Origin of the sequence: Apibacter sp. B2912 (assembly GCF_009827835.1) — a bacterium.
Classification (GTDB): domain Bacteria; phylum Bacteroidota; class Bacteroidia; order Flavobacteriales; family Weeksellaceae; genus Apibacter.
The window spans coordinates 391,344-417,543 of the sequence record NZ_WINV01000001.1; the positions used below are offsets into that span (position 1 = coordinate 391,344).

Consider the following 26,200-nt stretch of genomic DNA (forward strand, 5'->3'; position numbering starts at 1 on the left):
TTACATGATTTTTTTATAAATTTTAATGTGCTTAAACTGTAAACCCAACGTTTACCGAGCCTATATACTCTCCCCCTGCTTTTTCACTAATTGTAGCAGAATTCTTAGTTATATTGGAAACCTCAACATTTGAAATATCGACTAACGGGTTTAACTCTTTAACTCTTTTAAGTATTGATTCCTCTGAATTCTCTTTTAGTTTTCCAATATCTGTTGATTGCAAAAGAGAATTTAAATTAAGTAGAGTTTGGGTTATCTTTTGAACTTGCCATTTAGACTCACCTTCTTTAGTTGGTTCAAGTATTGTACACACCAGGTGTATTTGCATAAGTTCGTTCTTTGTAAAAGAACCGGATAATTTAGGCATTATGGATACTCTAGGATAAGCAAATATATACCCCTTTTCAGGAGTTATTTTGCAGCTCCACTCTTTTGCTTCAATTTTATTTGGCGCACAATAAATTGCATCGTCTCCTGTGCCTTTAATAGTTCCTCCAAAAAGTTTTTGTAGCGTTTCTAAATTAAAGTTCATTAAATCAAGCTCAAAACTCTCTTTCCCCGGTACTGTTATTGAATCAATCGCCGTATCTGATTCTTCTGAATAAAAATCTGTCGTATCTCCATCTTCACTGTTAAATGTAAATGTTTCGCGTCTTGTATATCCCAATCGAAACCACTGATTAGTCATTCCCCCATCTGCAGGAATGGTTCCAAATTCTATTTTTTGGAGTCCCCTGGTTATTGTCTTATCTGTTGCCATTTTCTATTATTTTATTTAAAATATGCTTTATAACTTATAAATTGAATTCTTATGTTTATATAATGATTATTAGCGGTATCCACATCTTTAAGGGTATTTTCCCAAACTATGTATAAGTTGTAATCCTCATTATAAATTTCATCAATTTTATTTCTTACTAATTCGTTTAACTCGTTCAGCCTTTTCAAATTTGGCTGGTTTTGTATTTGATTTTTGTATTTTATTATCAAATCAGGAACATGAATATTAAGGTTATATGTTCCCTTTTGTATGTCTCCGGTTGAAAGTATTAAAGAGTTAATAACAATATCTTCTTTATTAGAGTTTGCCGGACGTTGCAGTTTATAAACTCCTCCGGTTAAACAGGCTTGTAAAGATTGTATTGTCTTGAAAATTAAATCAAGTACATCTATATTGGTTCTCAACTTATTAACTTGTTTAGATTGGTAACCATTTTTGGAAGCTCCCGTCTGACTAATTCTTCAGAAGAAGTAAGGACATTATACCCTTTGCTTTCCACGTATACGGCATAGTTCATCCCCGCTACTACTATTAATGAATACGAGTTCTTGGGTTGTTCTGCAGCTAATTTTAACGCTAAACTCTCGCCTTTTTCAGCTCCCTGCTTATTGTATTCTGCTAAACCATGACGGTTAAAACCTATTTTTTTAACCACGCTTCCATCTTTAACAATCAGGTAACCTATGGAAGAACGCAAGTTATTGGTAATGTTTTTATAGCGCCCGTTATTTCTTGCCTCAATTACAGCTTGTTCTCCTAAATAACTTAAATTCATTAAAAGAATACTTTCTACCTTTTCAGTGTATTTATGAAATTGAGCCCTTATTTCGCCTAAATTAAATTCTGGTTTTAAACCCATAGTCTTGTATGTAATTGATCCATTCGCGAATACATTACAGGCAACTCCTGCACCCTTACGGATCCTTCTCCATCTATCACTCTAATTAGCGTTCCTTGAGTCACCTGTTTTGTACCCTTTGGGCATTGTATCAATGCCGTATATAAATAATTAACACCATCTACACCTTTAATAACTTTACCGTTTCCGGCTTCATCCCTGCAATAACAATAATGTTTCCATTCAGTTTTTTGAGGTTGGTAATCACCGTTGCCATCCCGAATAGACTCAGCAATTACAAGTATTTCTAATTTATAGGGATATTGCATTACCATAAATGGACAGCACTTATTGTTGAACTTGTAAAAAACGTATCGTCTTCGCCTAATTCTTTTGCTAATGAAGAATACCACAACCGTATTGCTTCCATGTCCCAAGAAATGGAATACCCACCCTCAGACAAAGTTTTTTGTTTTGGAAGAAATATGCTGAATTCTTTAAAGAGTGTTTTTTTCAAAAGCAACACATCTTCTTCGGTCTTTACTTCTTTATCGGGTGAAAGTTTTTGATTTATTATGATTAAATCAACGGTTGCAATCTCAACTCCAAATGGAGCTAACGTTGCTAATAAGTATTCTTTATAAGTCATGGGGTTATCTAACTACTTTTCGGTCTTTAAACTAAATATTCCGTTGATTGAAGTAAATACAGGTAAGGCTATGACTTCTGCTTTAATAAAATCGGTTTGATTTGAATTTTGTTTCTCACCTACTCCCCATTGTGCAATTCGAATTCGCCCGTAATTAGAATATGTTATGTCGTCTTCCTGTCTTAATTCGTTGTCAGTGTGTGAATTTTTAATAACACCTAATTTCCCCTCAGGTACAAATACTAAGTTTTTTCCGTTGAACGGACTGATTGTTTTTAATGATCCGTCTGGTAAACGTACATTTGTTTGGCGGCGAATCACTTTAAATTTTGGCAATTCATTGCTCTCCATAAATGAATTTAACTGACTTAATAAAATCGGACTGTTACTTTTATCCGTACCCAAAATAACTTGCTTTAATTTTTTAGCTTTCGTAATAAAACTAAGTTTTGCTTGAGAAATCCATATTTCAGAAAGTTTTATATTTTGGGCGGCATCCACTATACTCTGAATGTCTTCAAAAGGATCCACCGTATCTATATTAGATTGTACCCACTCTATGGTTGCAACTCCTTTATTGGAGTCAGGCATCTGATAATTGATACTCGTTTTAATCCCTTCAGGGTTATTATCTGCATTTAAATTATAAATTCCTTCATTGGATAATGCCCCTAAAAATATCATATCAAGTTTTGCTTGGACCCCTTCCACCGCGTTTTTAACCGCGCCAAACATGATTTGCATTAATTCTTGCTTTTTTTTCTGATCGGGTAATAAACTGCTGTTCAGTAATTCTAATATCTTTCTGTACTCTTGCACAGGCAACGGAATAGAATGAGCATGTGTAAGATTTTTTGCACTAATTGTACTCAAACCTTGAGGTCCTCGAATCGGCTCTTTAGCATTCTCATCTATAGTCGCAGCGGCAATCGATAAATTATATTTACCTATGATTTCTTCAAAGTGATAACTGGTAGAAGGAATATCCCACGTCATATAATTCTCGTAAATAGGCGTGTCAAACAACAATTTATTTTGTCGTGAAGCTTCGTCAATGCGTAATTGTACTCTTTTAGTTAATTCTTTAAATATAGAGCTATATAAAATTGGTGGCATATTATTGATTTATAAATAAAATATTATGATTCTTTTTAAGATAATGGCCCTCTTTCCATTCCTCAGGAAAGGCTCCCAACACGTTTTTAAGGATAACCGCTTCGTACGAAACACTTACGGTTGTGTCTTTAATGTCGTCTACGGTTTTGTCGGACTCAACAACAAATTCTGGAATATTAGTAGGTTCATATAATATATCGCCTTCTTTTAAATCCTGAATCGGTTTTGATAATGTAATCGTGTCAAACGTGTTATCATCAGTATCAATATCGGTAATTTTTACCTCTTCTCCTCCACTTTTCACGACAACATCCCCTTTACATAGCAAGGACCCTTTAGGTATTCTGGGCTTAGAAGCGGTTCCACCGCCCACTATAACCACGTATTTGATAATTGTAGCTTCTAATTTGTCAAAATTAACTTTAACAAAGGTTCCACGAGGAATAAAAGTCCCTATTGGTAATTTATTAGTGATATTGAACCCCCCGGGCAGCACTTTACTTTCTCCACGCCAAAAAGGCTGCTTACTGCCTACATATTTTGTTTCTTTAAAATTTACTCCCATTTTTTTATTATTATGATTTATTCGGTAAACTTGCTACGAAATCTCTTTCTTCTTGGGCTAGCATTGCATCATTGGTTACTTGAAGTCCCGTTTTTTTGGTAGGTACTTCTAGATTTATTGTAGATTGCTTAATTTCAGAAAGTAATTGTTTTATTTCATCCTCTTTCAGATGATCGTCAATTTTAACACCGATCATTCGTTCTTCCGGTATTTCCATTTCTTTAACATATTTAGCAATAAGCTGTTGTCTTTTTTCCTTCCCTTGCTCTTCCAATAATTTTTTATTTTGTTCAGCAATACCGGCAATAAGTTGATCATTTGCCTTTTTGAAATCAAGAAACCAATTCGGAGCCCCCGATAAATTAGATTCGTTACCGTGTTCCTGTTTATTTTTTAAGCCTTCAAGTTCAGCAAGTTTGTTTTGTAGTAGGGACTTTTCCTGACGAACCGTATCTACTTCTCCTTGAAATGCTTTAAGAAGATTTTCAACCCCTGAGATAGCGGTATCAATATCTCCCTCTACTGTTACGTTATCAGCTAAATAACTAGCCATCCCGTTAAATGCTTTTTCTCCAAACCCTAAATTTTTATATTTAGTTTTTAGCGCTGTTTTTATTTTTTCTTTCATTACAAAATATTTTGTAGCACAAAAATACATTACGGTATGAGCGCTTCGCTTGATTTAAACGGGTAATTACTAAATAATTACTATAAAAAAACAAGAGTCTTTCCTGTTGCATACAGGAATATAAAAGAAGGTTAAAAACTAATTAATCACAGGTTTTGGAAAATGGGCTTTATAGGTAAAATATCTTTATTGTCTCTAATAAAATAAGGTAGAGACTTTGCTGTATTAATTCTTTTAAGATTTTCGCTTAACCAAAGTAAAAAGTTTGAAGGCAACTCTTCCACTTCATTTACACTTTTCCAGTCAAGCTCTTTTCCACGCAACGTATAGTTGTTAAGTTTAAGCATTTCTTCATGTGTCATTAAAATTGGAAGCATACTGCATAAACATTGTGGGTGCCACCCTACAAATTGAAAATATTTAGGGTATTTACCCTTTAATGAATCGCATATTTTACAGGGATACGGGTTTTTGCTTCTTTTTATTTCATAGCCCACGACAAAGGGCATATCTTGCCATCTTTCAATATCTGCAGTTTTGTATGCAATATTAATTTCAGTTCTTGCCAGGCGTAAGGCATTTTTTTTACTGCTTCGATAAACTCCTCTCCCCGGCGCATATTCTTTCGCTGCTTTTGATAAAGTTAATTTGTTGTTTTGATCTTTAATTCTCCGAAAAAGCCTGTCCGGTTCGTTAAGATATTTTTTTATACCGATGCTCAATAAATGTGCAGATTGTCCACTACGCAAACAAGCGTCTATGCACAATTCTAACTCCTTTTTGTGTTGAGTGGTTAATTTCCATACTCTATCGGACAAGTTTAAACCGTATCTTTTACGTTCAAAAAAAGCATGTAAGGGGGCATCGCTTCTTTTCAAAAACTTATCCTTGTTCTTGATTGTTTTTATTTTTTTTACTAACTCGTCATTTTTAGTATTGGACAGGTTCCATTCCTTAGTAATTGAAACTTTCAATGAGGAATATAATTCTGAATACATATTTCGTAGAATATTCTTTACCAATTCAGCAAACGGATAATTATAAAAAGTAAATGCTTTTTTATGTAAGGTAATTCTATGAATTAGTATTAGTTCAATTAAAAGATCTGTATATTTTTCATAGAGTTTTTCAATCTGAATGGTATACTCATCTACTCTTTTATGGGCATCGTCAATCATTTTACTTTTTACCTAGTTTTTATAAGGTTTTTAATAGGTCCTTTTCTTTCGACAGTTCAAATTCATAATATATCCCCGCCCCACTTTCATCTCTTAATTTATACCTTACTTCATTCATGCTTATTAGTATTTCAATTATAAAGTTTTCTAATTGTTTACTGTCGTTTTTAATATATATAGTATCTCCTACGCTAAATTTAGTTTTTATTTCCATTAGTTTAAATTTTTAAGATTAAATACCGGATTCAAAAATATTTACGGCTCTTTCTTTTTCTACCTTTTCCTCTTTTTCTATTTTAATTTTCTCTAATTCTTCTGAAGCATTAGTTACATAAGGATTTAATGATACGGCGCTTTGTTGCGAAATAATTTCGTTCTGCTTTGCCTCTATTAAATCATTTAACAAGGTTGAGATGTCTTCATCAAATGGTTCTTGAAATTCATGGGTTATAATCAATTTTTCACATTCTTCTTTTAATTTAACATCTAGAATATTTGAAATAATAGCTATAATCAAATTAGAGAATCGGTCCAACATAGCCCCATATATTTCCTTATTCATATCTGCTTTTATTTTAGCTAATATCATTAATTGCTTTAAAGCTTTACCGGACATATTACTTGTTCCTTTAATGTTTTCATAATCTATACTAGGTGTAAACGCTCCCCTGAGTATGTGTTTATCTAAAAAATCCATTTCGTATTTTTTTCCTTCAGGTAAAGAATCATAGGTTAAATAACTGGCCCCGCCTTCACCGGTTAATTTGATTATTTTACCCTGGTCGTTTTTTTCCGGCATGGAAGCTATTTTATCTATATGAAGTTTAAGGATTGGAGAAGAAAAATAATCATTGGTATCAGCATTAGTAGACGCTAACCATTCTTGCCTTTCAATAAGAGGATTCACGTCCCCGAATTCTGTATTTTGTTGAAATAAAATTACCGGTATCTTGCCAGCTAAATTAATTTCTATATTTACATCCCACCCTAAATTAGATTTAACACATCTGTAAATATTTTTTTTTGTGTATATATCACAATGTTGCTTTACATCGCCGCCGACTTTTAAGTTATATACTCTGGCGAAATTCAGTAATCTACCAAATTGATCTTTTGAATAATACAAATCATCTCCAAGGGATTTTGACAAGGGTTTAGCTAAAATGTCCGGTAGTCCTCCTTCTTCTTCTTTTTCCCAATGGATTAATAAGGCACTTTCCGACTCAGCTCCGGCAATTCTTTTGCATTGTCTTATAGCATAGTCAAATCTTATTTTCTTTAAAACATCCAAAAACTTATGGTAAGCGTTATCTGTTTTTTTCGATGTTTGATTCCATTTAACCGGATTACCAAAAAGCATAACTAAGGAAATTTCATTGATGTATTTTGGATAATTTATAGGCAACTTCCATTGTTTTTTTAGGCCTATCCGTTCTCCTTTTTCATTGGTTAAAATCTTATCTTCTCTATCATTTATATTATGCGTGTTTACATTATATTTTTTAATATTACTTGACGCGTTTTCGCTGTTATTGTCCAGTATTGACAAAATACCGCTTATATCTTTAGTAGACAATAACTCATCAAACGTTTTATTTACTCCCATTATCAATATTTTAATATTTATTTATTTTTAGTGAAAACCAAAAGTGTCTTTAGTTATATTTTCAAATACCCCCGTATCCATGTATTCAAAATACATCCTCATAGTAAAACAATCTAACCAATCGGGTGAATGGCCAATAGTGTCTTTAATTTCTTCCTTCGGTTTAACCTCTAACTTGCCGTCACCGTCAACATTCCAAGTTTGAAGATTTCCTAACTCCAGGATTATATTTTCTTTCTCGCTTTCGCTTATTTCAGCCTCAAACCCTATTTCATTATTATTTATCTTTTCTGCTAATTTATAAGCGCATTGAGTTTTAAGATTTTTATAATTTTCCTCATTAAAAGGTTTAGAGTTATTTTTAAACCCAATCACATTGCAATTATCAACCACTCCTCCACCAACCCCGTCTTCATCTACTAATACTCTGTAATTCGGTATTTTATATTTTTGCTGCAAATGTTTTATGTTCATTTGAATATCCGTTAGTCTCGAGGTATCAAATTGATTTTGGTAGATAAGAACATAACCATTCCACACAGTTATTCTAGCTACATCAGAACCAAACCTAGCAACGTCACAAACTATATAATACTTTCCATTCTTAACTGATAATATATTATTAAATATTTGTAAAATGGTATCGTGGGCACACATAGCATTCGGGTTATCTTCATAATCCCAATTAGCTTTTAAAAGTCTTTCTATTAATACCTTGTTATTAGACGTTTGAAGGTTTTTTATATAGCCGGAATCGATGAAAGGATTTTCAGTTACTAAGCATTGTAAAAAAGCGATGTGTGGAGGTAGTAATTTTTTAATATAGGGCTTATAAAATTTATTATAAAGCCAATTTTTTTTAGGATTACAAGTAATAAATATTTTTCCGATTAAGTCATATTTATCGTTCATCCATCGGTTAATCCTAGTTTTAAGGATATCATAAGCCCCTAAATTAATTTGTCCGGCTTCTTCAATCCATCCTCCTGTATATTCTTTAGATCCGAATCTTTCATATAAAGGATCTTTCGGAAGGAATTGTAATTTTAAAAAATCTATCCTACTTCCATTGATAAATTCTATGAAATTATATTTTTCGTTTATTTTATAGTAATCTTTATCAATACCATATTGTTTAAACACTCTGCCGAAGGTCTGCCAAGTTGAAGTCATTAAATCAACTAAGGTCTCTCTACCTACAAACCATTTTGTTCCTGGGTATAAAAGACTCATAAAAGCTAAATAGGTACACCCTGTCCAGCTTTTTGCTCCTCCTGCGGCTCCTCCGTACACAACGTCTGTATGTACATCGTCTGTCAATAGTTGAAAGCAATCGTTTTGTTTTTTGTGAGACTTTCCATCCCTATCAGTTATAAACTCAAAATTTTTGCGCTTGAATAATTCAATACGGGCTTCTAATAATGGATTATACCGGCACGGTGCATTCATTAAACTCAGCTATTGTTTTGTCCTTCACTTAATATTTTTTCAACCTTTTTTAAATTTTCGGTAGGTATTTTTGAGGCGTCAAATGATTTAAACAAATCATCACCATCTTTCCCTGTATGTTCATTATACTGTTTGTTTTTCCAATTTTCGGGATCTTGATTAGTAAGTGCAAATATTATTGCTGCGGTATCAGGAAGGATATGTTTTGTTGTTGTTGTTATCTCCGTTGATTTTTGTCTATTTACAGTCTTTGTTTCTACAACTTCATATCCGCGAATTTTTTTTAATAAAGATTTTTCAGCTTCTACTGCGTACATTTTACGTCTCTCTTTTTTTGCCTTTTTTATTTTCTCGGAAAAATCGGGTTTTTCTTTTTGCCACTCAAAATAGGTACAATCGGCAATTCCTACTCTTTTGCATATCTCTGTAACGGTATAACTATCGGATTTTATTAAATCGGTTATTTCTTCTACTATCTCTTTGCTATACTTTGCCATATCAAGGGTTATTTTCACATTTTAAATTGAATCAAACTTTATATTATTCTTAATTTCTTTTTCGACCTGTATATATTTTTGTATAAAATTTTTATCGTATTGGATGTCTTCATCAAATTTTTTAATAAAAAAATAGACACTAGATATGTGCCTATTTAGTTTTTTACTAATCTCATAAGTAGATAATCCCAGCTTTCTTGCATAATGAACATACATCATTCTGCTTTGGGCATATTCAAGTTTTTTAGAATTAGAGGAAATATCATCGGATATATTAAACACAAGTTTAATTATCTTTTCGATTTGATCTAGGATAGAATAGTCAATATCAATTTTTTTTATAAAATGAAATTGATCTAACCCACATTCTTTTAACTTAGATAGTTGTTGATGTATATACTTGTCTGAACCTTTTAATGTACCGGTAAAAATTACTTCCAAAGAGATTTATTTAGTTAAAATTATTTTTCTTAAATGTTGGTGTAGTTAGCTTACCTTATTAAAAGTCAATGCCTTTACTGCCCATAGAAGTGCCCCTTCTAATTCCGTTATTGCCACAGAACACAATCTTTTCTGTTCCTGTGATTCAGAATTAGCTCTTAAATCATTTAAGGTGTCTATTTTAGCTGCAATATTTTTTTTAAATTGGTAAACTATTTCATTTCCTGTAGGGGTGTTATTTAACCCTACCAACTTTCCCCCGTAACTTAAGTTTTGATTTTCCATCTTTTTTAGATTTTTTAATAATAGTATTTATACAAAAATACTTAATTTTTATTTATTCAACAAATTGATTTAATGTTATTTAATTTGTTTTACTTAAAGTTATACTTTAAGTTGTATTTTTTCTTCCAATTGCATTTCTGTTATAATCCTTGAGAGTTGAGCCGGTGAGATATTAAATATTTTTGATAAGGCGGGGATTGTATTTTCTTCATTTGATTTAAAATATTCGTAAACCTTTATTTTCAGGACTTTAGGAATATCATCATATCTTTTAAAATCTCTCATTTTATTGGTTATAGTTTTCTTATTTTTTATTCAAATAGTTATTTACTTTTTCAATGAACTCTTCTAATGAATAACATACCTCTACTTTATAATCTTTTCTTTCTGCGTCTTCGATAAACACTCGTTGATTTTCTCGTAATTTTCCGTTTTTTGCCTTCATTTCGATAAATAACCCATGATACCCTTCTTTTCCACGCATAAGAAAAAGGTCGGAGACCCCGGCCATAACTCCCTCTCCTTTCATTATGGCCGCCTCTATTTTGCCTCTTTTCCCTCCGTTTGGAATAGCGAAAATGGTTTCTTTGGGATATTGAAGCTTAAACCATTTGATACATGCTCTTTGTAACCGGCTTTCAGGGTTCTCGCGTTTTTTTCTTATTTTAATTTCTTCTTTATTTTCCATTTTTTAAGGTCGATATTTATTATTAATTTTTCATAAAACACAGCCAATGAGTGCGTGATTGTTTGCCGGACTTGTGTCCAAAAAGGGGTTGAACTCCAAAGATTTCAATTATTTTTTTAATGGATATTTGATATTCATTCCATTTAAAGATTAAAAAGCCTTCATTTTGCAATACTCTCATACATTCTTCAAATCCTGATTTTAAATCGTCTTCCCATGTAGGAAATAATTTGCCATATTTTTGGGCTGTAAAGGAATTTTGCCCCAGTTTTTTTAAATGTGGTGGGTCAAATACTACCATTTTAAAAGAATTATCGTCAAAAGGCATTTTTCTAAAATCTCCTATAATATCGGGATCAATATGCGCACGTCTTCCATCACAAGCTATAAAATCAGCTTTGCGTATATCCATGTAAACAGCACGTGGATCTTTTTTGTCAAACCACATCATTTTTGGGCCACAACAAGCATCTAGTATTATTTTATTTTCCATTTTTTTTATGCTAGTATTCTTTTTACCGTCTCTGTAATTTTTTAGATTACTTATATGAATAATTATGTTTTTAGATTTAATAATTCCAGTCTTGTGGTTTGTCAATCCATTCAAAGCTATATACCCATACCCACGGATTTTCATCCCACGATTCAATTCCATATATGGATTTCCAAAGAGATTTAAATCCTTTTCTAGCGGATGGTAAATTAAATCCAGTTCCATGATAATAATCTTTGTACCTACTTACATAGTCCTCGAACATTTCAACCCCCTCTTTTATAGCGTCTTTTTCTGTAATATCCTGTAGCTTTTCAACCCTTACATCCGTTACTTTAAGAAATATCCTCACGGCTTTTTTTGGCATGAGTATAGGACTTCCCCATTTCTTTAATTCAAAGTTTTCTATAAAACTATCATATTCGGTATCATAATTGATTTTATATAAATATGGTTCTTTTAAATAATCACTATATCCACTATACCCCCATTTTTCTCTTACCCATAGAATAACTCCTTTTTTTATTGGATTTTCTTCTAACAAATCATCAATATTAATATCTACATTCGCCATATCTTTGCTTGTTACTCCCTCCTCAGTTGCTCCTGACAGATATTTTTCCCCTTGTTCTACTGCCCATTGTTTTGTTGGCTGTGGTTTAATTATTCTTCTTGTCTGGGTTTTATCTTCAGCTAGTATAGCTTGAATCATCGGAGTTGAAAAATTAATTGGTATATAGGTGTTTTTAGTTTTTTTCATATTATCTAAGTTTTTGTGTTTGTTATTATTCGTACATGTTTTTTTAATAACTTAAAACTAATGTTGCTCAAATGGTTATTTATAACATTAATTGTTGAAAATTGATTTCAAATCTTCTCCTACTTTTATCCAATCTGAAGATATAGCCTCATAATCACTTTTTTGATAATTAGATTTTATACGAGATGGAAATATATTTAATACACTACCCATGCTTAAAAAAAATTTATTTCTTGGTAATAATTTTAAGAGGAATTTTGCTAATTCTTCTTTTTTCATTTGTTTATATTTATTTTTCTTATTCCTTTTGACGTTTGTTCCGCTAAACTTTGGATATTTTCATAAGACATTTCTAAGCATTCTTCATAATCAAGTCCATAATCTTCATTACAATCTTCACGTAATTGATCTGTGGATTGAAAATCTTTTGATATTTTCTTTAGAGCATCTAACATTAAATTGAATTCCTCTGCTTGTCTGTATGTTATTGTGATTTTATTATTTTCCATTTTTTATATTTATTATTTAAGTAATTTTCGATATCCGTTAATTCTAATACGATCCCACGGCAATACAATTCTTCATTATTCATAAGGTCAAATGATGCATGAGGTATATCTGTTGTTATTAACCATGTACAGTCTAGTTCTTCTGGACACCATTGAATTTTAATAGGGATTATTGGTAAAATAAAATCCATATTGTAATCTTCTAAGATTTCTTTTATTTCATTTATTTTTTCTTGTGATATATAGGTTAATTTCCTGTTTTTATCTATGTATAGATATTTAGTATCTTTTTCATAAACTGCAGCCACGTCCAATATTAACCCTTTGAATTCTAAAAAATCATAAGAATACCCGAAACAAACCAAAAGCCCATTTTTTTCGGCTTGTATGAGTTCTTCAGTGGTCATTTTTTCTCCATATTGTCGGCCATTTAATAATTGCGCTAATTCTTCTTTTTTCATGATTTTAGTTTTAATTTAGTATAGTCAACAACAGGAGTTTTAAGAGTTAAGCTTTTTAAATCTTCAATAAAGTTATTAGCTTCTTCATAGGTGTTAAAAGACGTTTTGAATGCTCTTGTTTTACCGTTTTCGGTTTTCATAAAGACATTCCATTTTTTATAGAAAGGGTAATCAGCTATAACCCGTGCATCATTTTTAGAATTTCTTATTACTGACTTTATTCCTTTTTGACAATTAGTTTTTAGTACATATAAATCACTTTCTAAATAAATGTTACCTTCTTCGTCTTTAAATTGGAAATAGAATAAATTGTCTTTAGTTTTATCTATTTCAAAAAAGAATTTTTCGTTGTTTGTAGAGTGTTTCATGATTTTAATTTTTTATTTAGTTTTGTCAATAACAGGCGTTTTAAAAGATATGCTTTTTAAATCTTTAATCATGTTTATAACTTCTTCTTCTGTATCAAAATCACTGCATTCAGTTATTAACCTACCGTTTCTGTCTGTAAGTTCGACTGTCCATCCAAAGTAAGTTGGTTCTACTATAAACCGTTTTTCATTTCTAATATTCCTTATTACTAACTTTACATATTTTAGACATTTAGTTTTGTGTATAAATGCCCGGCTTTCTAGATAAATTTTCCCGTTTTTATCTTTTAATTTGAAAAAGAATTGATCTTCGTTCAAGGTAAATTTGTCATAATCTTGGTATATTTCAAAAAAGTATTTTTCGCTGTTTATAGAGTGTTTCATGTTTTTAGTTTTTTTATTTAGTTTTGTCAATAACAGGAGTTTTTAGAGATAAGTTTTTAAAATTTTTAATAAAGTTTTTAGCTTCTACATATGTATCTAAATAATTAGCTGATTCTGCTATTATTTGACCGTTTTCATTCCTCAGATAGGCTATCCATTTTTTATCGTAAGGTTGTCCAAATATAAACCGATCTTCATTTTTAGAATTTCTTATTACTGATTCTATTACTTTTTGACAATTAGTTTTTTGTGTATACAAACCGCTTTCCAGATAAATGTTCCCGTTTTTATCTTTTAAATCAAAAAGGAAAAAGTTTCCTTCATTTTTGTTTATTTCAAAATAAAATTTTTCTTTGTTGTTTGTGTGTGTCATGGTTTTAGTTTTTTAAATAATTATTATTTAGTTTTGTCAACAATAGGAGTTTTAAGAGATAAGCTTTTTAAATCTTCAATAAAGTTTTTAGCTTCTTCTTCTGTATCAAATTCCTTAGGAATTATTGCTATTGTTTTACTGTTAACGGTTTTCATACGTACCATCCATTTTTTATCGTAAATTTGTTCTACCTCAAACCGCTCTTCATTTTTAGAATTTCTTATTACTGTTTTTATTCCATTTCGGCAATTAGTTTTGTTTGTAAATTGCCAGCTTTTAAGTAAAATTTTATCCTCTTTGTTTTTTAATTGGAAATAAAAAAAGTTGTCTTTATCTTTGTTTATTTCAAAAAAGAATTTTTCGTTGTTTGAATGTTTCATGATTTTAGTTTTTTATTTAGTTTTATCTATAATAGGAGTTTCAAGAGATAAACATTTTAAATCTTCAATAAAGTTTTTAGCTTCTTTTTCTGTACGATAACAAGGTGAGTTTGCTATTTTTTCCCCGTTTCCCGCTTTAAGATAAACTCTCCATGTGTAATTGTAAGGTTGTTCAATTATAAAACGTTCTCTGTTTTCAAAATTTCTTAATACTGATTTTAGTTCTTTTTGACAATCAGTTTTGAGTAGATATGGACGGCTTCTAATATAACTGTTACCATCTTCGTCTTTTAATTTGAAATAGAATCGATCATTGGAAGAGGAAATGTCATATTCATCTTTGTATATTTCAAAATATAATTTTTCTTTATTTGTTGAATGATTCATATTTTTAGTTTTTTATTTAGTTATGTCAATAACAGTGGCAAGATTAGATATATGTTTTAATTTAATAATAAAGTTTCTAGCTTCTTTCTCTGTATCAAAATATTTTGAGTATGCTATTATTATCCCGTTTCCATCTTCCATAAAGACTATCCATGTGTCATTGTAATCTTGTTTAATTATAAAATGTTCTTCATTTTTAGAATTTTTTATAACTGATTTTATCCATTTTTCACATTTATTTTTTTGTTTATAAAAATAGCTTCCTAAATAAATATTACCTTCTCCGTCTCTTAAATATAAATAGAATAAATTACCTTTAGCTTTGTCTATTTCAAAAAAGTATTTTTTGTTGTTATTTGAATCTATCATGGTTTTAGTATTGTCAATAACAGGAGTTTTAAGAGATACGTTTTTTAAATCTTTAATAAAGTTTTTAGCTTCTTCTTCTGTATCAAAATATTGTGAGTGTGCTATTCTTTTGCCGTTTCCCGCTTTAAGATAAACTATCCATGTGTCATCGTAAATAATTTCTACCTCAAACCGAAATTCATTTTTAGAATTTCTTATTATTGATCTTATCCCTTTTAGACAATTAGTTTTTTGTGTATATCGCCAGCTTTCTAGGTAAATATTACCTTCTTCGTCTTTTAAATTGAAATAGAATAAATTGTGTTGATCTTTGTATATTTCAAAAAAGTATTTTTCGTTGTTTGAATGTTTCATGATTTTAGTTTTTTAAATAATTATTTATATTTTATAATTTATTGTTTATTTAACAATTCTTTAAAGTCATAATCCTTGTCTAAACTTTCAATCATTGAAACGGCCAATGCAGCAACTTGAATAACTTCATCGCGGTATCTTTTTAAAATAGTGATGGGTTCTTCCTTTTTGTTGTTAAAATAACAGTCGGCGGCTTCTTTAGCTACTTCTCCTACTTCCTCAGTAAGTAAGGCTACCCATTCTATAGGTTCATATTTTTGCTCCCCCCATTTACGGTCTTGCCTGTTTCGTTCTTCACGTATTTCTTTAAAAATTGATTCTTTTTTCATAATTTTAGTTTTTCCAATATGGTTCTACTATTTTTATAATATGGTTTAAATATTTCTAAAATTTCTTCTTTTGTAAACTCTCTGAATTTTCCCTCTTCATCAAATCCGTAAGGTTTATCGGGTTCTATCGTTGTCCCTAAAATTTCTTCTCCAACCTTTGCAGCATGTATTTTTTTTCGTTTAATTTTTCCCTCTTCTGTTCTATAGTATTCAGCGATTACAATGTCCCCCTCATGAGCTCTTATTATTGACCCTTTACCAAAGGCACATGTAATGGCGCCTTCTCCTTTCGTTGAGCTTATAGAATCCCATCCCAAGGTCACGCTATATGACTCTTTTCCTTCTGTATAACTTTGGGATTTAAGCCCAAAAGTTACACTGTGTGCATGATCCCCTTTTGTTTTGCTTTTTGAGTCATATCCCAAAGTTGCGCTTGGAGAACATATGCCCTCTGTATAGCTATCCGATATAGTACCTAAAGTCGCACTAGGTGAATAAACCCCATTTGTTGCGCTTGTTGAGTAAACGCCTAGAGTTGCGCTTCGTGAGAAATCCTCTTTTGCTTCGCTTTTTGAATAATCCCCCAAAGTTACGCTTGGCGATAACCTTTCTCTTGTTTTGCTTTTTGAGTAATCCCCCAAAGCTACGCTTGGCGATAACCTTCCTCTTGTTTCACTATTTGATTTGTTTCCCAAAGCAGCACTAGGTGAAAACCATCCTTTTGTATAACTTTTTGATTCTCCTCCTAAGGTTGCACTTGGGGCACACCTCCCTTCTGTGCTACTTTCAGATTTATCTCCCAAAGTTGCACTAGATGATCTCCCCCCTTCTGTGTAGCTTTTGGAGTAATCCCCCAAAGCTGCGCTAGGAGAGCTTCCGCCTTTTATATAGCTGCATGATTTATACCCTAAGGTTACACTAGGTGAATAAACCCCATACGTGTTGCTTTCTGATTTATTCCCAAATGTTACACTAGGAGAGCGAAAGATTTTAGTTTCACTTTTAGAATCATCGTTTAAAGTAACACTAGGGGCCCACGCCTCCTCTGTATAACTGTATGATTTATACCTTGTTTTTTCTCCTTCTGTGATTGTTTTGCTGTTTGATGTTTCCATTATTTTATTTTTTTAATAGTTCTTTATCTCAACGCTATTGTTCTTTTATCTCTTCGGTAATATTTTTTTCCTGCTTTTATTTTTTTTGCTTCTATTTCTTTAGCATTTTCTAGATTTTCAATGGCTTTTTTTCTTGCTTGTTTTTTTTCTTTATGGGTAATTTCTCCTTTCATTTCGTGGTATGATTTATTAATTTTTAAATTCAAACTTTTTAATACATTCAAAAAGATAATGTGCGATTTCAGGTATTACTGCATTTCCCAATGAACTTATTCTTCTTTTGTCCAATTCTTTGGAAAACCCATCATCCATTCGTAAAAATTCATAGCTTGATTTGCCGTTAAACCGTTTAATTGGCACTGATATAGGGTTTTGTCTTGATAGTTTTTTAAGTAATACTTTTGGTAACTCAATGAAGATTGAAGTATTATTAATGCATCGCTTTTCGTAGGGGTAGGCAATACCGTAAAATCGGGTTCTTTTATGATTGTATCCAAATTGCGTAGCCGATAAACTTTGCCATTCACACACATACCCGATTTTGGTAAGGTCGTGTAAAACTTTTCCGAGTCCTCGAACAGTAAGCATTGGACTATTTTCAATAATAACGTATCGGGGTCTAACATCCCTAATAATTCGCCACATTTCAGTCCATAATCCTGATCTTTTCCCATTAATTCCTTTTGCTTTACCATCTATAAAATTTTCTTTACTTATGTTGCTTATACTTATATCTTGACATGGAAATCCTCCACTTATTATATCTACATATTCAGGTGTTTGCATAGTAACTATGTCCTTATAAATTCTTGTTTCAGGAAAATGTTTTTTTATTATTTTTACATTGAATTCTTCTATTTCACACCCCCACAATGTTTTTATTCCACTCATTTCCGCGCCTAAGTCAAATCCTCCAATCCCCGTGAATAAACTTCCGTGAGTTAAGTTTCCTGTTAAGTTGTTCATATGGTTATAATTCCGTTAAAGTGTTTTTTGTTGGAGTTTAAATTGTGACATAATTTTTACGGATAACTGTTTCCACTTTTTGGGCGAGATCCTGAATGTAGGTAGATCCACTTATCTTTTTTATTGTAAATACTTTATCGGTTAACTCCTCTATTTCTTTTGCGTTAAATTCTAAGTTTTCTTTAAATTTTTTGGATCTTTCATTGAATTCCTGTATTCTTTGTAACCGGTCTATTACATGGAGTAATAACATGGATAAAACCACATATTCATGAAATAATTTATCTTTTTCTTTTTTACTTATTTTTCTCATTTTTTAAGTTTTTTAATTCCCCTAAGAGGTCTTCTATCGTTTTAAATTTTTTTAAATATTTGCTTACTACTATATCTCTGCATTGCTGCTTTACCGACTCTATAGGTGAACCGGACAATAAGTTTTCTTTCAACTCTTCAATGCTTTTTGGAGCTTTCAAAACATGCATGTCAAACATTTTCAAATCTTTAATGTCTTTTATAGTGGTAAATTTTTTTAAAAATAAATACGCTTGATATCGATAGAGCCTTTGGGCTGCTTCTTTTGTTATCTTTATTTTACTTTTTATGTATGGAAAATAAAAGGTTGCTTTTCCCGTGAAACCTTTGTCTTGTAATTCTTTAAAAATTATCTTGGCATAGTTGTACAGGGTTTCTTCTTCTTCTTTCTGAATTTCTTCTTTAGTCTTTTCGGGTAGCATTAATTTTTCCAATTCTTTCCTGGCCTTCCATACTTTTTCGTTATTCCCTTTTTCTAAAACATAAGCTCTTAGTATTGCTGCACTTTGAATCATGGATAACACCGGAAAAATTTTAAACCTTTCCCCTGCTTCATTCAACAGATCACTGTTTAGCGCCATCACGTGAGCTTGGTAGACTTCTTCATGTGTCAGCTTTCTAAATGGAGAGGTAAAAAACCAGTAGATCCAATCTTTTTGATTTGCTTTATTTTCAGAAATGGTGTATAGTCTGCATATTTTGTTCAGTACTCCTGTTTCTGAGACCATTTCGTTTAAAGTTACCGGATTAGAGCATATTTCCCATTTCAGCATCTTTGGCAAGTTCTTTAACAAGTTCTTCGGGATTGATTTTTGCAACCCTCCTATTCGAATTTTCGTTAGTTCTTGCTTGTGTATGATTTTTGTCTTCATAGTTATTTTTCGTTCTCAATTCAAAAAATCCGATCCAAGAATTAGCTATAGAATTGTTTACAATTTTCCGAGCTGTTTCCGAGTTGCCGTTTGAATATTTGATAAGTCGATTGACGGCAATTTGTTCCCATTTAATTCCACTGTATTTTTTTTTCAAAGATTTTCGATATTCTAACCATTCTTCCCAAATAGGCTCAAAATCTTTAGGCATCTTCAATCTTTCCGGTTCAATTGGTAATTTTGGTTTAAAAGGCAATTCCGGTTCAAACGCTTTAACTTTTCTTTCCTGCTTGGCGTGCTCATTCGTTGTCTTTTCTTTTTTTGGCGCAACTTTTTTTCTTTTCTCTCCCTCGTCCGATATCGGTAGTAACCCCGAAACCGAGTCGGGTGAATTTTTTATTTCTTTTTTGATCTCACTGTCGTCCTCTATTTTTTTGTTTTTTTTATTATTTTTTTTTAATAAATGTCTTTGTCTTTGTCTTTGTCTTTCTTTACCATAAACAGAACTGGAACAAATCTCACTACTAACCTTAGCGCTAACCTCGCTATTAACCTGTGAAATATTTTTAAAGGTTTGATTACAGGTATATGTTACATTAGCATCTCCATTTCTTGTTTTAAAATCAATTAATCCGGCTTGTTTTAAACGATTTCTTGATTTATTAAGTGTTGGTTTTGACATCCCTAAATCTGCACAGATTTTAGAATTGTTGCGCTTAAACGAAGTTTTCCATAATAACTTATTATTTACATCTAACAGATAGAAGTAAAGGGCAATGGAATTGGCTGGAAATACTTCTACATCATGCAACTGCCAAAAATTATTTATTAAATCAATGTATTTCATTTAAATCTCTCTGTATGGGAATTATTTGTGTTTTTACTTATTAATAGAGATCTTTTCAAAATCGTCTTTTTATTATGCAGTGATTTTTATTTATTCCTTCTAATTGATTATATTACCTTTGAAATTTTACATTAGTTAAACTTCTGCCATTGTTGGAGATATAATAATATCCTTTATCTGTTTGGTTAATTTTCATCGTTTCGATTTTTCCAAAATATTCTATGTTCCCCCCTAAATCAACTATCCATGCGTTATCTTTATTCGGGGCAATTCTCATAGCCCTGCCGATCATTTGATAATATAGCGCAAGTGAAAGGGTACTTCTTGCTATAAGGACAACTTCTAATCCAGGATAATCAAAACCGGTTGTTAAAACTCCCACGTTAACCACGCAGGTGATTTCTCCCTTTTTAAATAATGACAAGATCCTTTCTCTTTCTTCTTTTTTGGTTGCTCCTGTTAATAATGCTGAACCAGGAATTCTTCCTGTTACATTCTTGGCTTCTTCTATTAATGAACAAAAAATTAACAGGTTTTTTCTCTTTTTAAGGAGTCTCATTGCATAGTGCACAATTATTGAAGGCATGTTGATACTTTTATACAACCTACGTACGCTTTCTTCTGTAAAATCCGTCTTTTTATTATTTAAAACCAGTTTTGACCGGTCAATGATATTAGGGGAAAAGTACTCAAGTTTAGTAAGGTACCCAGAATCAAAAAGGATTTTATTTTGTACATAGTAAAGTACTTCATGAAAGACTCTTGGCCTTGTTCTGGTAATGAATCGCAATTCTGAACCATATAGTGAACTATGTAATCTGTACGGCGTTGCAGTTAAACCAAGTACCTTTGCTTCAGATAAGGTATTGATAAGTTGTTGATACATTCCCTCATTTGGGTTAACTAAATGGCACTCATCTATAATTATATTTTTTACTTCTTTAAAAAGATGAGTCTTTTTTATAATGCTACCAATGGTGCAAAAAGTAACTTTACTTACTAGTTTTTGACCTGCGGAGGCTGAATATATTGACGCTTGATAACCATAACTGCAATACTTTGAATAGTTTTGTTCTAAAATCTCTTTGGATGGCTGTAAAATTATTGTTTGATCTTTTAATGCTGTTATTATATTAGCTATCACAATTGATTTTCCCGATCCGGTTGGTAAAATTATTATCGCGTTTTTATTAGTTTGACCTTGAAAATAATTAATTCCTGCTTTTACGGCTTCTTCTTGGTAATCACGTAATTTAAATTTTGGTTTTTCAAGTGTCTGAAAAAGACCTCCGTACTCTACATTACAAGTTGACATAGTATTCTAAATTATTTAAAAAACATCAAGATCCATTTCATCGAAATCTATTGACGACTGAACGGGCTCAGGCGCTTTTTTTCCTCCTAAATAAGCTATAACTTCATTTATTGCATCATTTATTCTTTCGGAGATTTCTTCAAGATATAAATAGTTTCCACCTTCAAGCATTATTTTTGGTGTGTCAAACTTTATATATCCGTATTCAACCTCTTTTACTCCTGTCAATATTACTGATCTGCTCTCCTCTTTACCGGTTATGCTAAAGCCCACTACAGTATATTTTTCTGTTTGTTCTTTGTTTTCTAATTCAGTTATTGTTGTTTTATTAGTGGAAAATCCCTTATATGCCTCGTCAATGTGAGCTAAAAAAACATTTAAGCGCTTAAAAGCTTCTTCTAAATCGGTGTGAACATAATGAACTCCTTTGTGTTTAATAATGTCCCCTCTTATAGGGTCGGATAATAACTCATAAGATATTAAACATAATGACTCTTTTATTTGTGCTTTTTTTATTTCGTAAATATTTGTTTCTTTTTCTTCCATTTTTTTGTTTCTGTTAAATTCATATTATTTAAATCAGCCTTCTCTCTTTTAAATTTTAAATAGGATATCAGGTTTATTAATATTTAGTGCTCATTTATTCAAAGGATGCAAGGAATATTGAGTAAGAATATAATAATGTTAGTTGCTTTCTTCTTGTCTTAAATTCCTTCTTTTCATGATTATAACAGGTCTTAATTTTTTGTTATATCTTAATAGGAATTTAGGTTTAACACATATAACTTCAAGGTACCCTTTATATCCGCAATAAAAACCTGTTTGATACCCCTGACAATTCCATCCGTTAAATCCATCTTTTCTCAATTTCTCCATCAATGACAAATAATTTTTCATGGACATTTCCTTTTTCATAACTACCGTTATTATTTCTTCGGGATTGTATTTCAGCTTTTTACTCATGCGAACATGTTTATAAGTTTTTGTTTGGTTTATATCATGTTTTTTTCAGTTTTAGAAATTTCATCTAAAAGCCTATCGGCGTATTTAAGAGATGTTTTAACTATATCTTGTTGCCCTATCTTATCAAGTATTCCTTGATTAGAAATTATAGCATGCATTGCTAAACCGGCAAAATACGCTCGTTTAGTCAATCCTTCATTTAAATAAGCAGGGGGTGGTGTAATAATTCGTTGATTGTGTTTATTCTTTCTAATATCTTTGGAAACAATACTACGATCTATAACAGGAGCCTTAAGAGATAAATATTTTAAATCTTCAATCAAGTTTTTAAGTTCTTCTTTTGTAACAAATTCTTGTGATTTTGCTATTATTCGACCGTTTCCGCCTTTTAGCCAGAAGAACCAATCTTCAAAAGAATCTTGTTCTACCTCAAACCGCTCTTCATTTTTAGAATTTCTTATTATTGATCTTATTCCGTGTTTACAATTTGTTTTTAGTGTATATGGAAGGCTTCCTAGACAAACATTTCCGTTTTTATCTTTTAAATTGAAATAGAATAAATTGTATTGATCTTTGTTTATTTCAAAAAAGTATTTTTCGTTGCTATTTGAATGTATCATGGTTTTAGTTTTTTAAGTAATTTTCAATATCTGATAATTCTAATACGATCCCACGGCAATACAATTCTCCATCATCATAAATGTCAAATGTTGCATGAGGAATATCTGTTGTTATTAACCATGAACAGTCTAGTTCGTTTGGACACCATTGAATTTTAATAGGAATTTTTGGTAAAATAAAATCAATATTATAACCTTCTAAGATTTCTTTTATTTCATCATAGTTTGATTCATCCAAAAATGCTATTTTCTGATCTTTGTTTTTATACAGGAAAATACTCCCTCCTCCATAAATTCCTGCTTCATCAGACATAATACCTCTAAATTCCAATAAATCATCAGAATATCCGAAACAAACCAAAAGCCCGTCTTCTTTGGCTTGTAAGTGTTCTTCATAGATCATTTCTTCTCCATATTGACGATCATTTAATATTTTTGCTAATTCTTCTTTTTTCATGATTTTAATTTTTTATTTAGTTTTAATTATTTATAAATATTCTTTATTGTTTTCAATACTGATTCTTATTTCATTTAAAAAGTTCAAGTCATTCGGTTCGGGTAGGTAATGACCGAATTCTTTTAATGAATATGCTCTTAATCTGTCTATTGCTATCGTCAAATCTTTACTGTTGAGTATTGACGTACTCTTCCAGTCTTCGCGAATCTCTTTCGTTCTTTTATTTAGATGTTCGGTTTTAAAAATGTCCGAATTCAATTTCTTTTTAAATATTTCTAACTTTACATATTCTAAGGTGTCTCCATATTCCAGAGCGAAAGAACTTAACAGTAAATGCAAATAATTGTTTTGACTTATACTTCGTATGGGTTGTTTTTTTGTTAATTCGAAGGTTTTTTTCTTGTTTATCAACCAATTAAAGTATTCTTTTGCTTTTTGAATGTCGAAGGGTTTTTCTGCGTTGTAGAACATAATATTTTATCTATGTGTAAATATTTCATTATCAAACCCATCAATCCATTTAGGCTTGTAAAATTTAGTTTTAGACCTGAAAAAATTATAGGATTTATTAAAAGCGTTTTCAGCGATCATTTTGTTTAAACAATTGATCTTAAAATCAACCTTTCTTCTAGCATATTCTAAATACCCATCATCTACTTCTATAATGGAATAGTTAAATTTATCATCATACACAATGAATTTGAATTTAGGATTATGACTTAATCCTAGTATTATTAAACCTAAGGAATAAATCCCAAATTGAAGATCATATTGGAATTTACGCATGTCATATTCAAATTTTTCAGGTGTGCAATCGGATGCATATTTGAAATCGTAGAAAATTTTAGATTGAAAAGCGTCTAATTTTCCTTTAATTTTCCACCCTTTATATTCAAACTCTATTGCTTTTTGAAATTCTTCAACTTGCTCTAATTCCTCTAATATTTCATCTTGCGATAATAAATTATCACTTACATCTTTGCATTTTTGGTAATGGACAATGCTAATAACTTGCTTATTTTCGCAAATTGAATATATATAAGGGATTAAATGTTTTAAGTTTTCCGAACTTCCTTTTTTGTAAAACTCTTTAAATGTTTCATTGAATAGTATTTCAAAAATGGGTGATGTTTTGTCTATTCCTTTGCTCTTTATTTTTTCAACCACTGCATGGCAGAAATTAACTTGCAGTTCAGTAGATGGAATGTCTTCTAAAACTGCATAGTTCTTAATAAACAGATCAGGGGTAGTTATTAAAGTATCTATAACACTCCCCGTTATCATCCCTTCATTTGTTTTTTTAGGGCGCAGATAGTAGTTGATAAAATTTATCGGGCTATCCAAACATTTTAACGAAGAATAACTTAGTACTTTTTGCTTATTTTTAAGTCCTTCTATTAAAATGTCTTTTTCTGTCATATATTCTTGATTACTCATTAAGTATTCGTATTGATTTTCTATGTAATAGCTCTCTGAATATTGAGCTGCAAGTTCACTTGATGCGCTCATATTATTTGTTTTTTAATTCTTTAATTTTTTCTCTAATAGCTTCTTTATATTGCGTCTTCAATCCTTTAGGCGGGGTATTCCACTGTACACCAAATTCTCTTAAAAATTTTATATCCGTTGATCTTATAGCCTCTTGAAATTCCTTTTCTGTAAGCCATTGGGTAATTTTGGGTTTATTTTGTGCATTTTGAATTGTTTTATTACCGTCATCGTCTTCTGCTTGTAGTCCTAAAAGTGATTGAAGAGTATATCTACGGTAATAGGTAATGGCGGATCCTGTTTTTTGCGGGTCTTGAAATACTGGCAATTCTATTTCACTAGTTACGTTTTCTCCTGAATCGATATCCGTTATCGTAGATATTACTTTATTATCCTTTATAGGCTGCATAAGAAGTAAATTATTTTTATGCAATAAAGGCTCAACGTGCTCGATGAGCTGGTTTACATCAAAATACTTGGATTGAAAAAATGGATTTATTTCATTTTTTATAAGTTTACCTATTTCGAGTTTTACTTGAAATAGTTTTTTGTATATACTTGTTTTATTTTCCATAGTGATTTTAAGATTTTCTATGACTTTATTTCTTCTTTTAAGAACTCTTGAATTTTTTCAATACTTGACATGGTAAGCAACCACCATGTGAAATAATTATATATCCTTTTCATGGTATGCTAAGTATTCTTTTAATGATTTAAAAGTCTTACCGTTACTAAATGCACTTTGTATTTGATTATTTTTAAACCCTTTAATTATTGATTGGTGTCTATTCTCTTGAGTGTCTACCTTTTTAAGGTATTTTTCGTATGCCTTCGCTAATGTGATATTATTATTTTCTAAAGCTTCATCGTAAAGAAGTTTTACGCCTTTTATTGTAGCATCCATTGTGTAATGTTTTAAAAATATACTTTTACTTCTCTTTCCAGATCCTCTACTATTTCATCGATTATACTGTCATAAGGTTTATTGAAGTCGTAAACAGCTAAATAACAATCGGTAATAACTCCCTCCCAGTAATTGGTGGAATAATCATAATTTTGAACATCTTTTATCCAACGAAATCTCACTTTTACTATGGATCCTTCTATTTTTTCTATCTCGTAATATAATTTGCCTTCTTTAGGAAGTATTATTATGTTGAATAAAACCTCAAGAGACTCTTGAAAAATTGACTCAGCTAATTTTTTTGATACTTCTCTTTTTTTAGTTATATTTGCACTTATTGTATTCATGATAATATTTAATTGATATTATTGTGATTAAGTCCTGTTGCTGCAGGGCTTTTTTTTATTTTATTATTCTAATTTTTGATTGGCGTTTTTACAGGTAAATGGTTTT

At 31.0% G+C, this 26,200-nt stretch carries 44 protein-coding genes; all 44 read right to left on the reverse strand.

Annotated features, from left to right (window positions below; all coding sequences use genetic code 11):
• Positions 1 to 31 precede the first annotated feature (31 nt).
• The 44 genes from GFV01_RS01765 to GFV01_RS01985 all read right to left on the reverse strand — a co-directional run bounded on the left by GFV01_RS01765 (position 32) and on the right by GFV01_RS01985 (position 26,094).
• On the reverse strand, positions 32 to 760 hold the full coding sequence (locus GFV01_RS01765; protein WP_160564360.1) for a hypothetical protein: 729 nt from the start codon (positions 758 to 760) through the stop codon (positions 32 to 34).
• 11 nt (positions 761 to 771) lie between these two features.
• Positions 772 to 1,185: a hypothetical protein gene (locus GFV01_RS01770; protein WP_160564362.1), complete on the reverse strand. Its 414-nt coding sequence runs from the start codon at positions 1,183 to 1,185 to the stop codon at positions 772 to 774.
• Positions 1,182 to 1,640, reverse strand: a complete 459-nt coding sequence (locus tag GFV01_RS01775; RefSeq protein WP_160564364.1) for a hypothetical protein — start codon at positions 1,638 to 1,640, stop codon at positions 1,182 to 1,184. The genes GFV01_RS01770 and GFV01_RS01775 overlap by 4 nt, the downstream gene beginning before the upstream one ends.
• Entirely contained in the window at positions 1,631 to 1,954 is a 324-nt protein-coding gene (locus GFV01_RS01780) for a hypothetical protein (protein ID WP_105297645.1), read from the reverse strand. Before GFV01_RS01780 ends, GFV01_RS01775 begins: the two co-directional genes overlap by 10 nt.
• Positions 1,948 to 2,268, reverse strand: a complete 321-nt coding sequence (locus GFV01_RS01785; protein ID WP_160564366.1) for a DUF6706 family protein — start codon at positions 2,266 to 2,268, stop codon at positions 1,948 to 1,950. The genes GFV01_RS01780 and GFV01_RS01785 overlap by 7 nt, the downstream gene beginning before the upstream one ends.
• Before the next feature lie 12 nt (positions 2,269 to 2,280).
• On the reverse strand, positions 2,281 to 3,384 hold the full coding sequence (locus GFV01_RS01790; protein WP_160564367.1) for a major capsid protein: 1,104 nt from the start codon (positions 3,382 to 3,384) through the stop codon (positions 2,281 to 2,283).
• A gap of 1 nt (position 3,385) precedes the next feature.
• Positions 3,386 to 3,949: a hypothetical protein gene (locus tag GFV01_RS01795; protein WP_160564369.1), complete on the reverse strand. Its 564-nt coding sequence runs from the start codon at positions 3,947 to 3,949 to the stop codon at positions 3,386 to 3,388.
• A 10-nt stretch (positions 3,950 to 3,959) separates the two neighbouring features.
• Positions 3,960 to 4,577 (reverse strand): hypothetical protein, encoded by a 618-nt coding sequence (locus GFV01_RS01800; RefSeq protein ID WP_160564371.1) that lies wholly within the window; start codon positions 4,575 to 4,577, stop codon positions 3,960 to 3,962.
• A gap of 146 nt (positions 4,578 to 4,723) precedes the next feature.
• Positions 4,724 to 5,755, reverse strand: a complete 1,032-nt coding sequence (locus GFV01_RS01805; protein ID WP_160564373.1) for a hypothetical protein — start codon at positions 5,753 to 5,755, stop codon at positions 4,724 to 4,726.
• 19 nt (positions 5,756 to 5,774) lie between these two features.
• Complete coding sequence (locus GFV01_RS01810; protein WP_160564375.1) at positions 5,775 to 5,969, reverse strand: hypothetical protein; 195 nt, start codon at positions 5,967 to 5,969, stop codon at positions 5,775 to 5,777.
• A gap of 18 nt (positions 5,970 to 5,987) precedes the next feature.
• Positions 5,988 to 7,361, reverse strand: coding sequence for a phage portal protein (locus GFV01_RS01815; RefSeq protein ID WP_160564377.1), 1,374 nt, complete (start codon positions 7,359 to 7,361; stop codon positions 5,988 to 5,990).
• A gap of 27 nt (positions 7,362 to 7,388) precedes the next feature.
• The gene (locus GFV01_RS01820) at positions 7,389 to 8,810 is read right to left on the reverse strand and encodes a phage terminase large subunit (RefSeq protein ID WP_160564379.1); all 1,422 of its coding nucleotides are present in this window, start codon (positions 8,808 to 8,810) and stop codon (positions 7,389 to 7,391) included.
• Between the two features lie 5 nt (positions 8,811 to 8,815).
• Entirely contained in the window at positions 8,816 to 9,307 is a 492-nt protein-coding gene (locus tag GFV01_RS01825; RefSeq protein ID WP_160564381.1) for a transposase, read from the reverse strand.
• 21 nt (positions 9,308 to 9,328) lie between these two features.
• Positions 9,329 to 9,748, reverse strand: a complete 420-nt coding sequence (locus GFV01_RS01830) for a hypothetical protein (protein WP_160564383.1) — start codon at positions 9,746 to 9,748, stop codon at positions 9,329 to 9,331.
• A gap of 45 nt (positions 9,749 to 9,793) precedes the next feature.
• Positions 9,794 to 10,033: a hypothetical protein gene (locus tag GFV01_RS01835; RefSeq protein ID WP_160564385.1), complete on the reverse strand. Its 240-nt coding sequence runs from the start codon at positions 10,031 to 10,033 to the stop codon at positions 9,794 to 9,796.
• 99 nt (positions 10,034 to 10,132) lie between these two features.
• Entirely contained in the window at positions 10,133 to 10,318 is a 186-nt protein-coding gene (locus GFV01_RS01840; RefSeq protein WP_160543297.1) for a hypothetical protein, read from the reverse strand.
• Positions 10,319 to 10,337: 19 nt separating this feature from the next.
• A complete protein-coding gene (locus GFV01_RS01845) occupies positions 10,338 to 10,721 on the reverse strand; it encodes a VRR-NUC domain-containing protein (protein WP_105297658.1) in 384 nt (127 codons plus the stop codon).
• Positions 10,722 to 10,743: 22 nt separating this feature from the next.
• Positions 10,744 to 11,439 carry a class I SAM-dependent methyltransferase gene (locus tag GFV01_RS01850; protein WP_255448930.1) on the reverse strand — a complete coding sequence of 232 codons (696 nt, stop codon included), beginning with the start codon at positions 11,437 to 11,439 and terminating at the stop codon, positions 10,744 to 10,746.
• Positions 11,440 to 12,061: 622 nt separating this feature from the next.
• On the reverse strand, positions 12,062 to 12,253 hold the full coding sequence (locus tag GFV01_RS01860; RefSeq protein WP_160564390.1) for a hypothetical protein: 192 nt from the start codon (positions 12,251 to 12,253) through the stop codon (positions 12,062 to 12,064).
• The gene (locus tag GFV01_RS01865) at positions 12,250 to 12,429 is read right to left on the reverse strand and encodes a hypothetical protein (RefSeq protein WP_160564392.1); all 180 of its coding nucleotides are present in this window, start codon (positions 12,427 to 12,429) and stop codon (positions 12,250 to 12,252) included. Before GFV01_RS01865 ends, GFV01_RS01860 begins: the two co-directional genes overlap by 4 nt.
• Before the next feature lie 29 nt (positions 12,430 to 12,458).
• Positions 12,459 to 12,944 carry a hypothetical protein gene (locus tag GFV01_RS01870; protein ID WP_160564394.1) on the reverse strand — a complete coding sequence of 162 codons (486 nt, stop codon included), beginning with the start codon at positions 12,942 to 12,944 and terminating at the stop codon, positions 12,459 to 12,461.
• On the reverse strand, positions 12,941 to 13,312 hold the full coding sequence (locus GFV01_RS01875; RefSeq protein ID WP_160564396.1) for a DUF1508 domain-containing protein: 372 nt from the start codon (positions 13,310 to 13,312) through the stop codon (positions 12,941 to 12,943). Before GFV01_RS01875 ends, GFV01_RS01870 begins: the two co-directional genes overlap by 4 nt.
• Before the next feature lie 12 nt (positions 13,313 to 13,324).
• Positions 13,325 to 13,696 carry a hypothetical protein gene (locus tag GFV01_RS01880; RefSeq protein WP_160564397.1) on the reverse strand — a complete coding sequence of 124 codons (372 nt, stop codon included), beginning with the start codon at positions 13,694 to 13,696 and terminating at the stop codon, positions 13,325 to 13,327.
• 13 nt (positions 13,697 to 13,709) lie between these two features.
• Positions 13,710 to 14,069, reverse strand: a complete 360-nt coding sequence (locus GFV01_RS01885) for a DUF1508 domain-containing protein (protein ID WP_160564399.1) — start codon at positions 14,067 to 14,069, stop codon at positions 13,710 to 13,712.
• Between the two features lie 23 nt (positions 14,070 to 14,092).
• Positions 14,093 to 14,449 (reverse strand): DUF1508 domain-containing protein, encoded by a 357-nt coding sequence (locus GFV01_RS01890; RefSeq protein ID WP_160564401.1) that lies wholly within the window; start codon positions 14,447 to 14,449, stop codon positions 14,093 to 14,095.
• 12 nt (positions 14,450 to 14,461) lie between these two features.
• The gene (locus tag GFV01_RS01895; RefSeq protein ID WP_160564403.1) at positions 14,462 to 14,836 is read right to left on the reverse strand and encodes a DUF1508 domain-containing protein; all 375 of its coding nucleotides are present in this window, start codon (positions 14,834 to 14,836) and stop codon (positions 14,462 to 14,464) included.
• Between the two features lie 12 nt (positions 14,837 to 14,848).
• On the reverse strand, positions 14,849 to 15,559 hold the full coding sequence (locus GFV01_RS01900; protein WP_160564405.1) for a DUF1508 domain-containing protein: 711 nt from the start codon (positions 15,557 to 15,559) through the stop codon (positions 14,849 to 14,851).
• A gap of 38 nt (positions 15,560 to 15,597) precedes the next feature.
• Positions 15,598 to 15,888, reverse strand: coding sequence for a hypothetical protein (locus GFV01_RS01905; protein WP_160564407.1), 291 nt, complete (start codon positions 15,886 to 15,888; stop codon positions 15,598 to 15,600).
• Positions 15,885 to 17,003: a hypothetical protein gene (locus GFV01_RS01910; protein ID WP_160564409.1), complete on the reverse strand. Its 1,119-nt coding sequence runs from the start codon at positions 17,001 to 17,003 to the stop codon at positions 15,885 to 15,887. The genes GFV01_RS01905 and GFV01_RS01910 overlap by 4 nt, the downstream gene beginning before the upstream one ends.
• A gap of 23 nt (positions 17,004 to 17,026) precedes the next feature.
• The gene (locus tag GFV01_RS01915) at positions 17,027 to 17,176 is read right to left on the reverse strand and encodes a hypothetical protein (protein WP_160564411.1); all 150 of its coding nucleotides are present in this window, start codon (positions 17,174 to 17,176) and stop codon (positions 17,027 to 17,029) included.
• Between the two features lie 16 nt (positions 17,177 to 17,192).
• Positions 17,193 to 17,969 carry a DNA cytosine methyltransferase gene (locus tag GFV01_RS01920; protein WP_160564413.1) on the reverse strand — a complete coding sequence of 259 codons (777 nt, stop codon included), beginning with the start codon at positions 17,967 to 17,969 and terminating at the stop codon, positions 17,193 to 17,195.
• A gap of 37 nt (positions 17,970 to 18,006) precedes the next feature.
• A complete protein-coding gene (locus tag GFV01_RS01925) occupies positions 18,007 to 18,282 on the reverse strand; it encodes a hypothetical protein (RefSeq protein ID WP_160564415.1) in 276 nt (91 codons plus the stop codon).
• On the reverse strand, positions 18,266 to 19,054 hold the full coding sequence (locus GFV01_RS01930; protein WP_160564417.1) for a hypothetical protein: 789 nt from the start codon (positions 19,052 to 19,054) through the stop codon (positions 18,266 to 18,268). The genes GFV01_RS01925 and GFV01_RS01930 overlap by 17 nt, the downstream gene beginning before the upstream one ends.
• Positions 19,029 to 20,000, reverse strand: coding sequence for a hypothetical protein (locus GFV01_RS01935; RefSeq protein ID WP_160564419.1), 972 nt, complete (start codon positions 19,998 to 20,000; stop codon positions 19,029 to 19,031). The genes GFV01_RS01930 and GFV01_RS01935 overlap by 26 nt, the downstream gene beginning before the upstream one ends.
• Before the next feature lie 112 nt (positions 20,001 to 20,112).
• A complete protein-coding gene (locus GFV01_RS01940) occupies positions 20,113 to 21,315 on the reverse strand; it encodes a DEAD/DEAH box helicase (RefSeq protein WP_160564421.1) in 1,203 nt (400 codons plus the stop codon).
• 15 nt (positions 21,316 to 21,330) lie between these two features.
• On the reverse strand, positions 21,331 to 21,861 hold the full coding sequence (locus GFV01_RS01945) for a hypothetical protein (RefSeq protein ID WP_160564423.1): 531 nt from the start codon (positions 21,859 to 21,861) through the stop codon (positions 21,331 to 21,333).
• Positions 21,862 to 21,999: 138 nt separating this feature from the next.
• A complete protein-coding gene (locus GFV01_RS01950; RefSeq protein WP_160564425.1) occupies positions 22,000 to 22,278 on the reverse strand; it encodes a hypothetical protein in 279 nt (92 codons plus the stop codon).
• A 29-nt stretch (positions 22,279 to 22,307) separates the two neighbouring features.
• A complete protein-coding gene (locus GFV01_RS01955; protein ID WP_160564427.1) occupies positions 22,308 to 22,898 on the reverse strand; it encodes a DUF1508 domain-containing protein in 591 nt (196 codons plus the stop codon).
• Positions 22,899 to 22,902: 4 nt separating this feature from the next.
• Positions 22,903 to 23,355 (reverse strand): hypothetical protein, encoded by a 453-nt coding sequence (locus GFV01_RS01960; RefSeq protein ID WP_160564429.1) that lies wholly within the window; start codon positions 23,353 to 23,355, stop codon positions 22,903 to 22,905.
• A 30-nt stretch (positions 23,356 to 23,385) separates the two neighbouring features.
• Positions 23,386 to 23,826, reverse strand: coding sequence for a hypothetical protein (locus tag GFV01_RS01965; RefSeq protein WP_160564430.1), 441 nt, complete (start codon positions 23,824 to 23,826; stop codon positions 23,386 to 23,388).
• A 6-nt stretch (positions 23,827 to 23,832) separates the two neighbouring features.
• Entirely contained in the window at positions 23,833 to 24,864 is a 1,032-nt protein-coding gene (locus GFV01_RS01970) for a hypothetical protein (protein ID WP_105297680.1), read from the reverse strand.
• A 1-nt stretch (position 24,865) separates the two neighbouring features.
• Positions 24,866 to 25,417: an ERF family protein gene (locus tag GFV01_RS01975; RefSeq protein WP_105297681.1), complete on the reverse strand. Its 552-nt coding sequence runs from the start codon at positions 25,415 to 25,417 to the stop codon at positions 24,866 to 24,868.
• Between the two features lie 96 nt (positions 25,418 to 25,513).
• The gene (locus GFV01_RS01980; protein WP_160564432.1) at positions 25,514 to 25,747 is read right to left on the reverse strand and encodes a hypothetical protein; all 234 of its coding nucleotides are present in this window, start codon (positions 25,745 to 25,747) and stop codon (positions 25,514 to 25,516) included.
• An 11-nt stretch (positions 25,748 to 25,758) separates the two neighbouring features.
• On the reverse strand, positions 25,759 to 26,094 hold the full coding sequence (locus GFV01_RS01985) for a hypothetical protein (protein ID WP_160564434.1): 336 nt from the start codon (positions 26,092 to 26,094) through the stop codon (positions 25,759 to 25,761).
• Positions 26,095 to 26,200 lie beyond the last annotated feature (106 nt).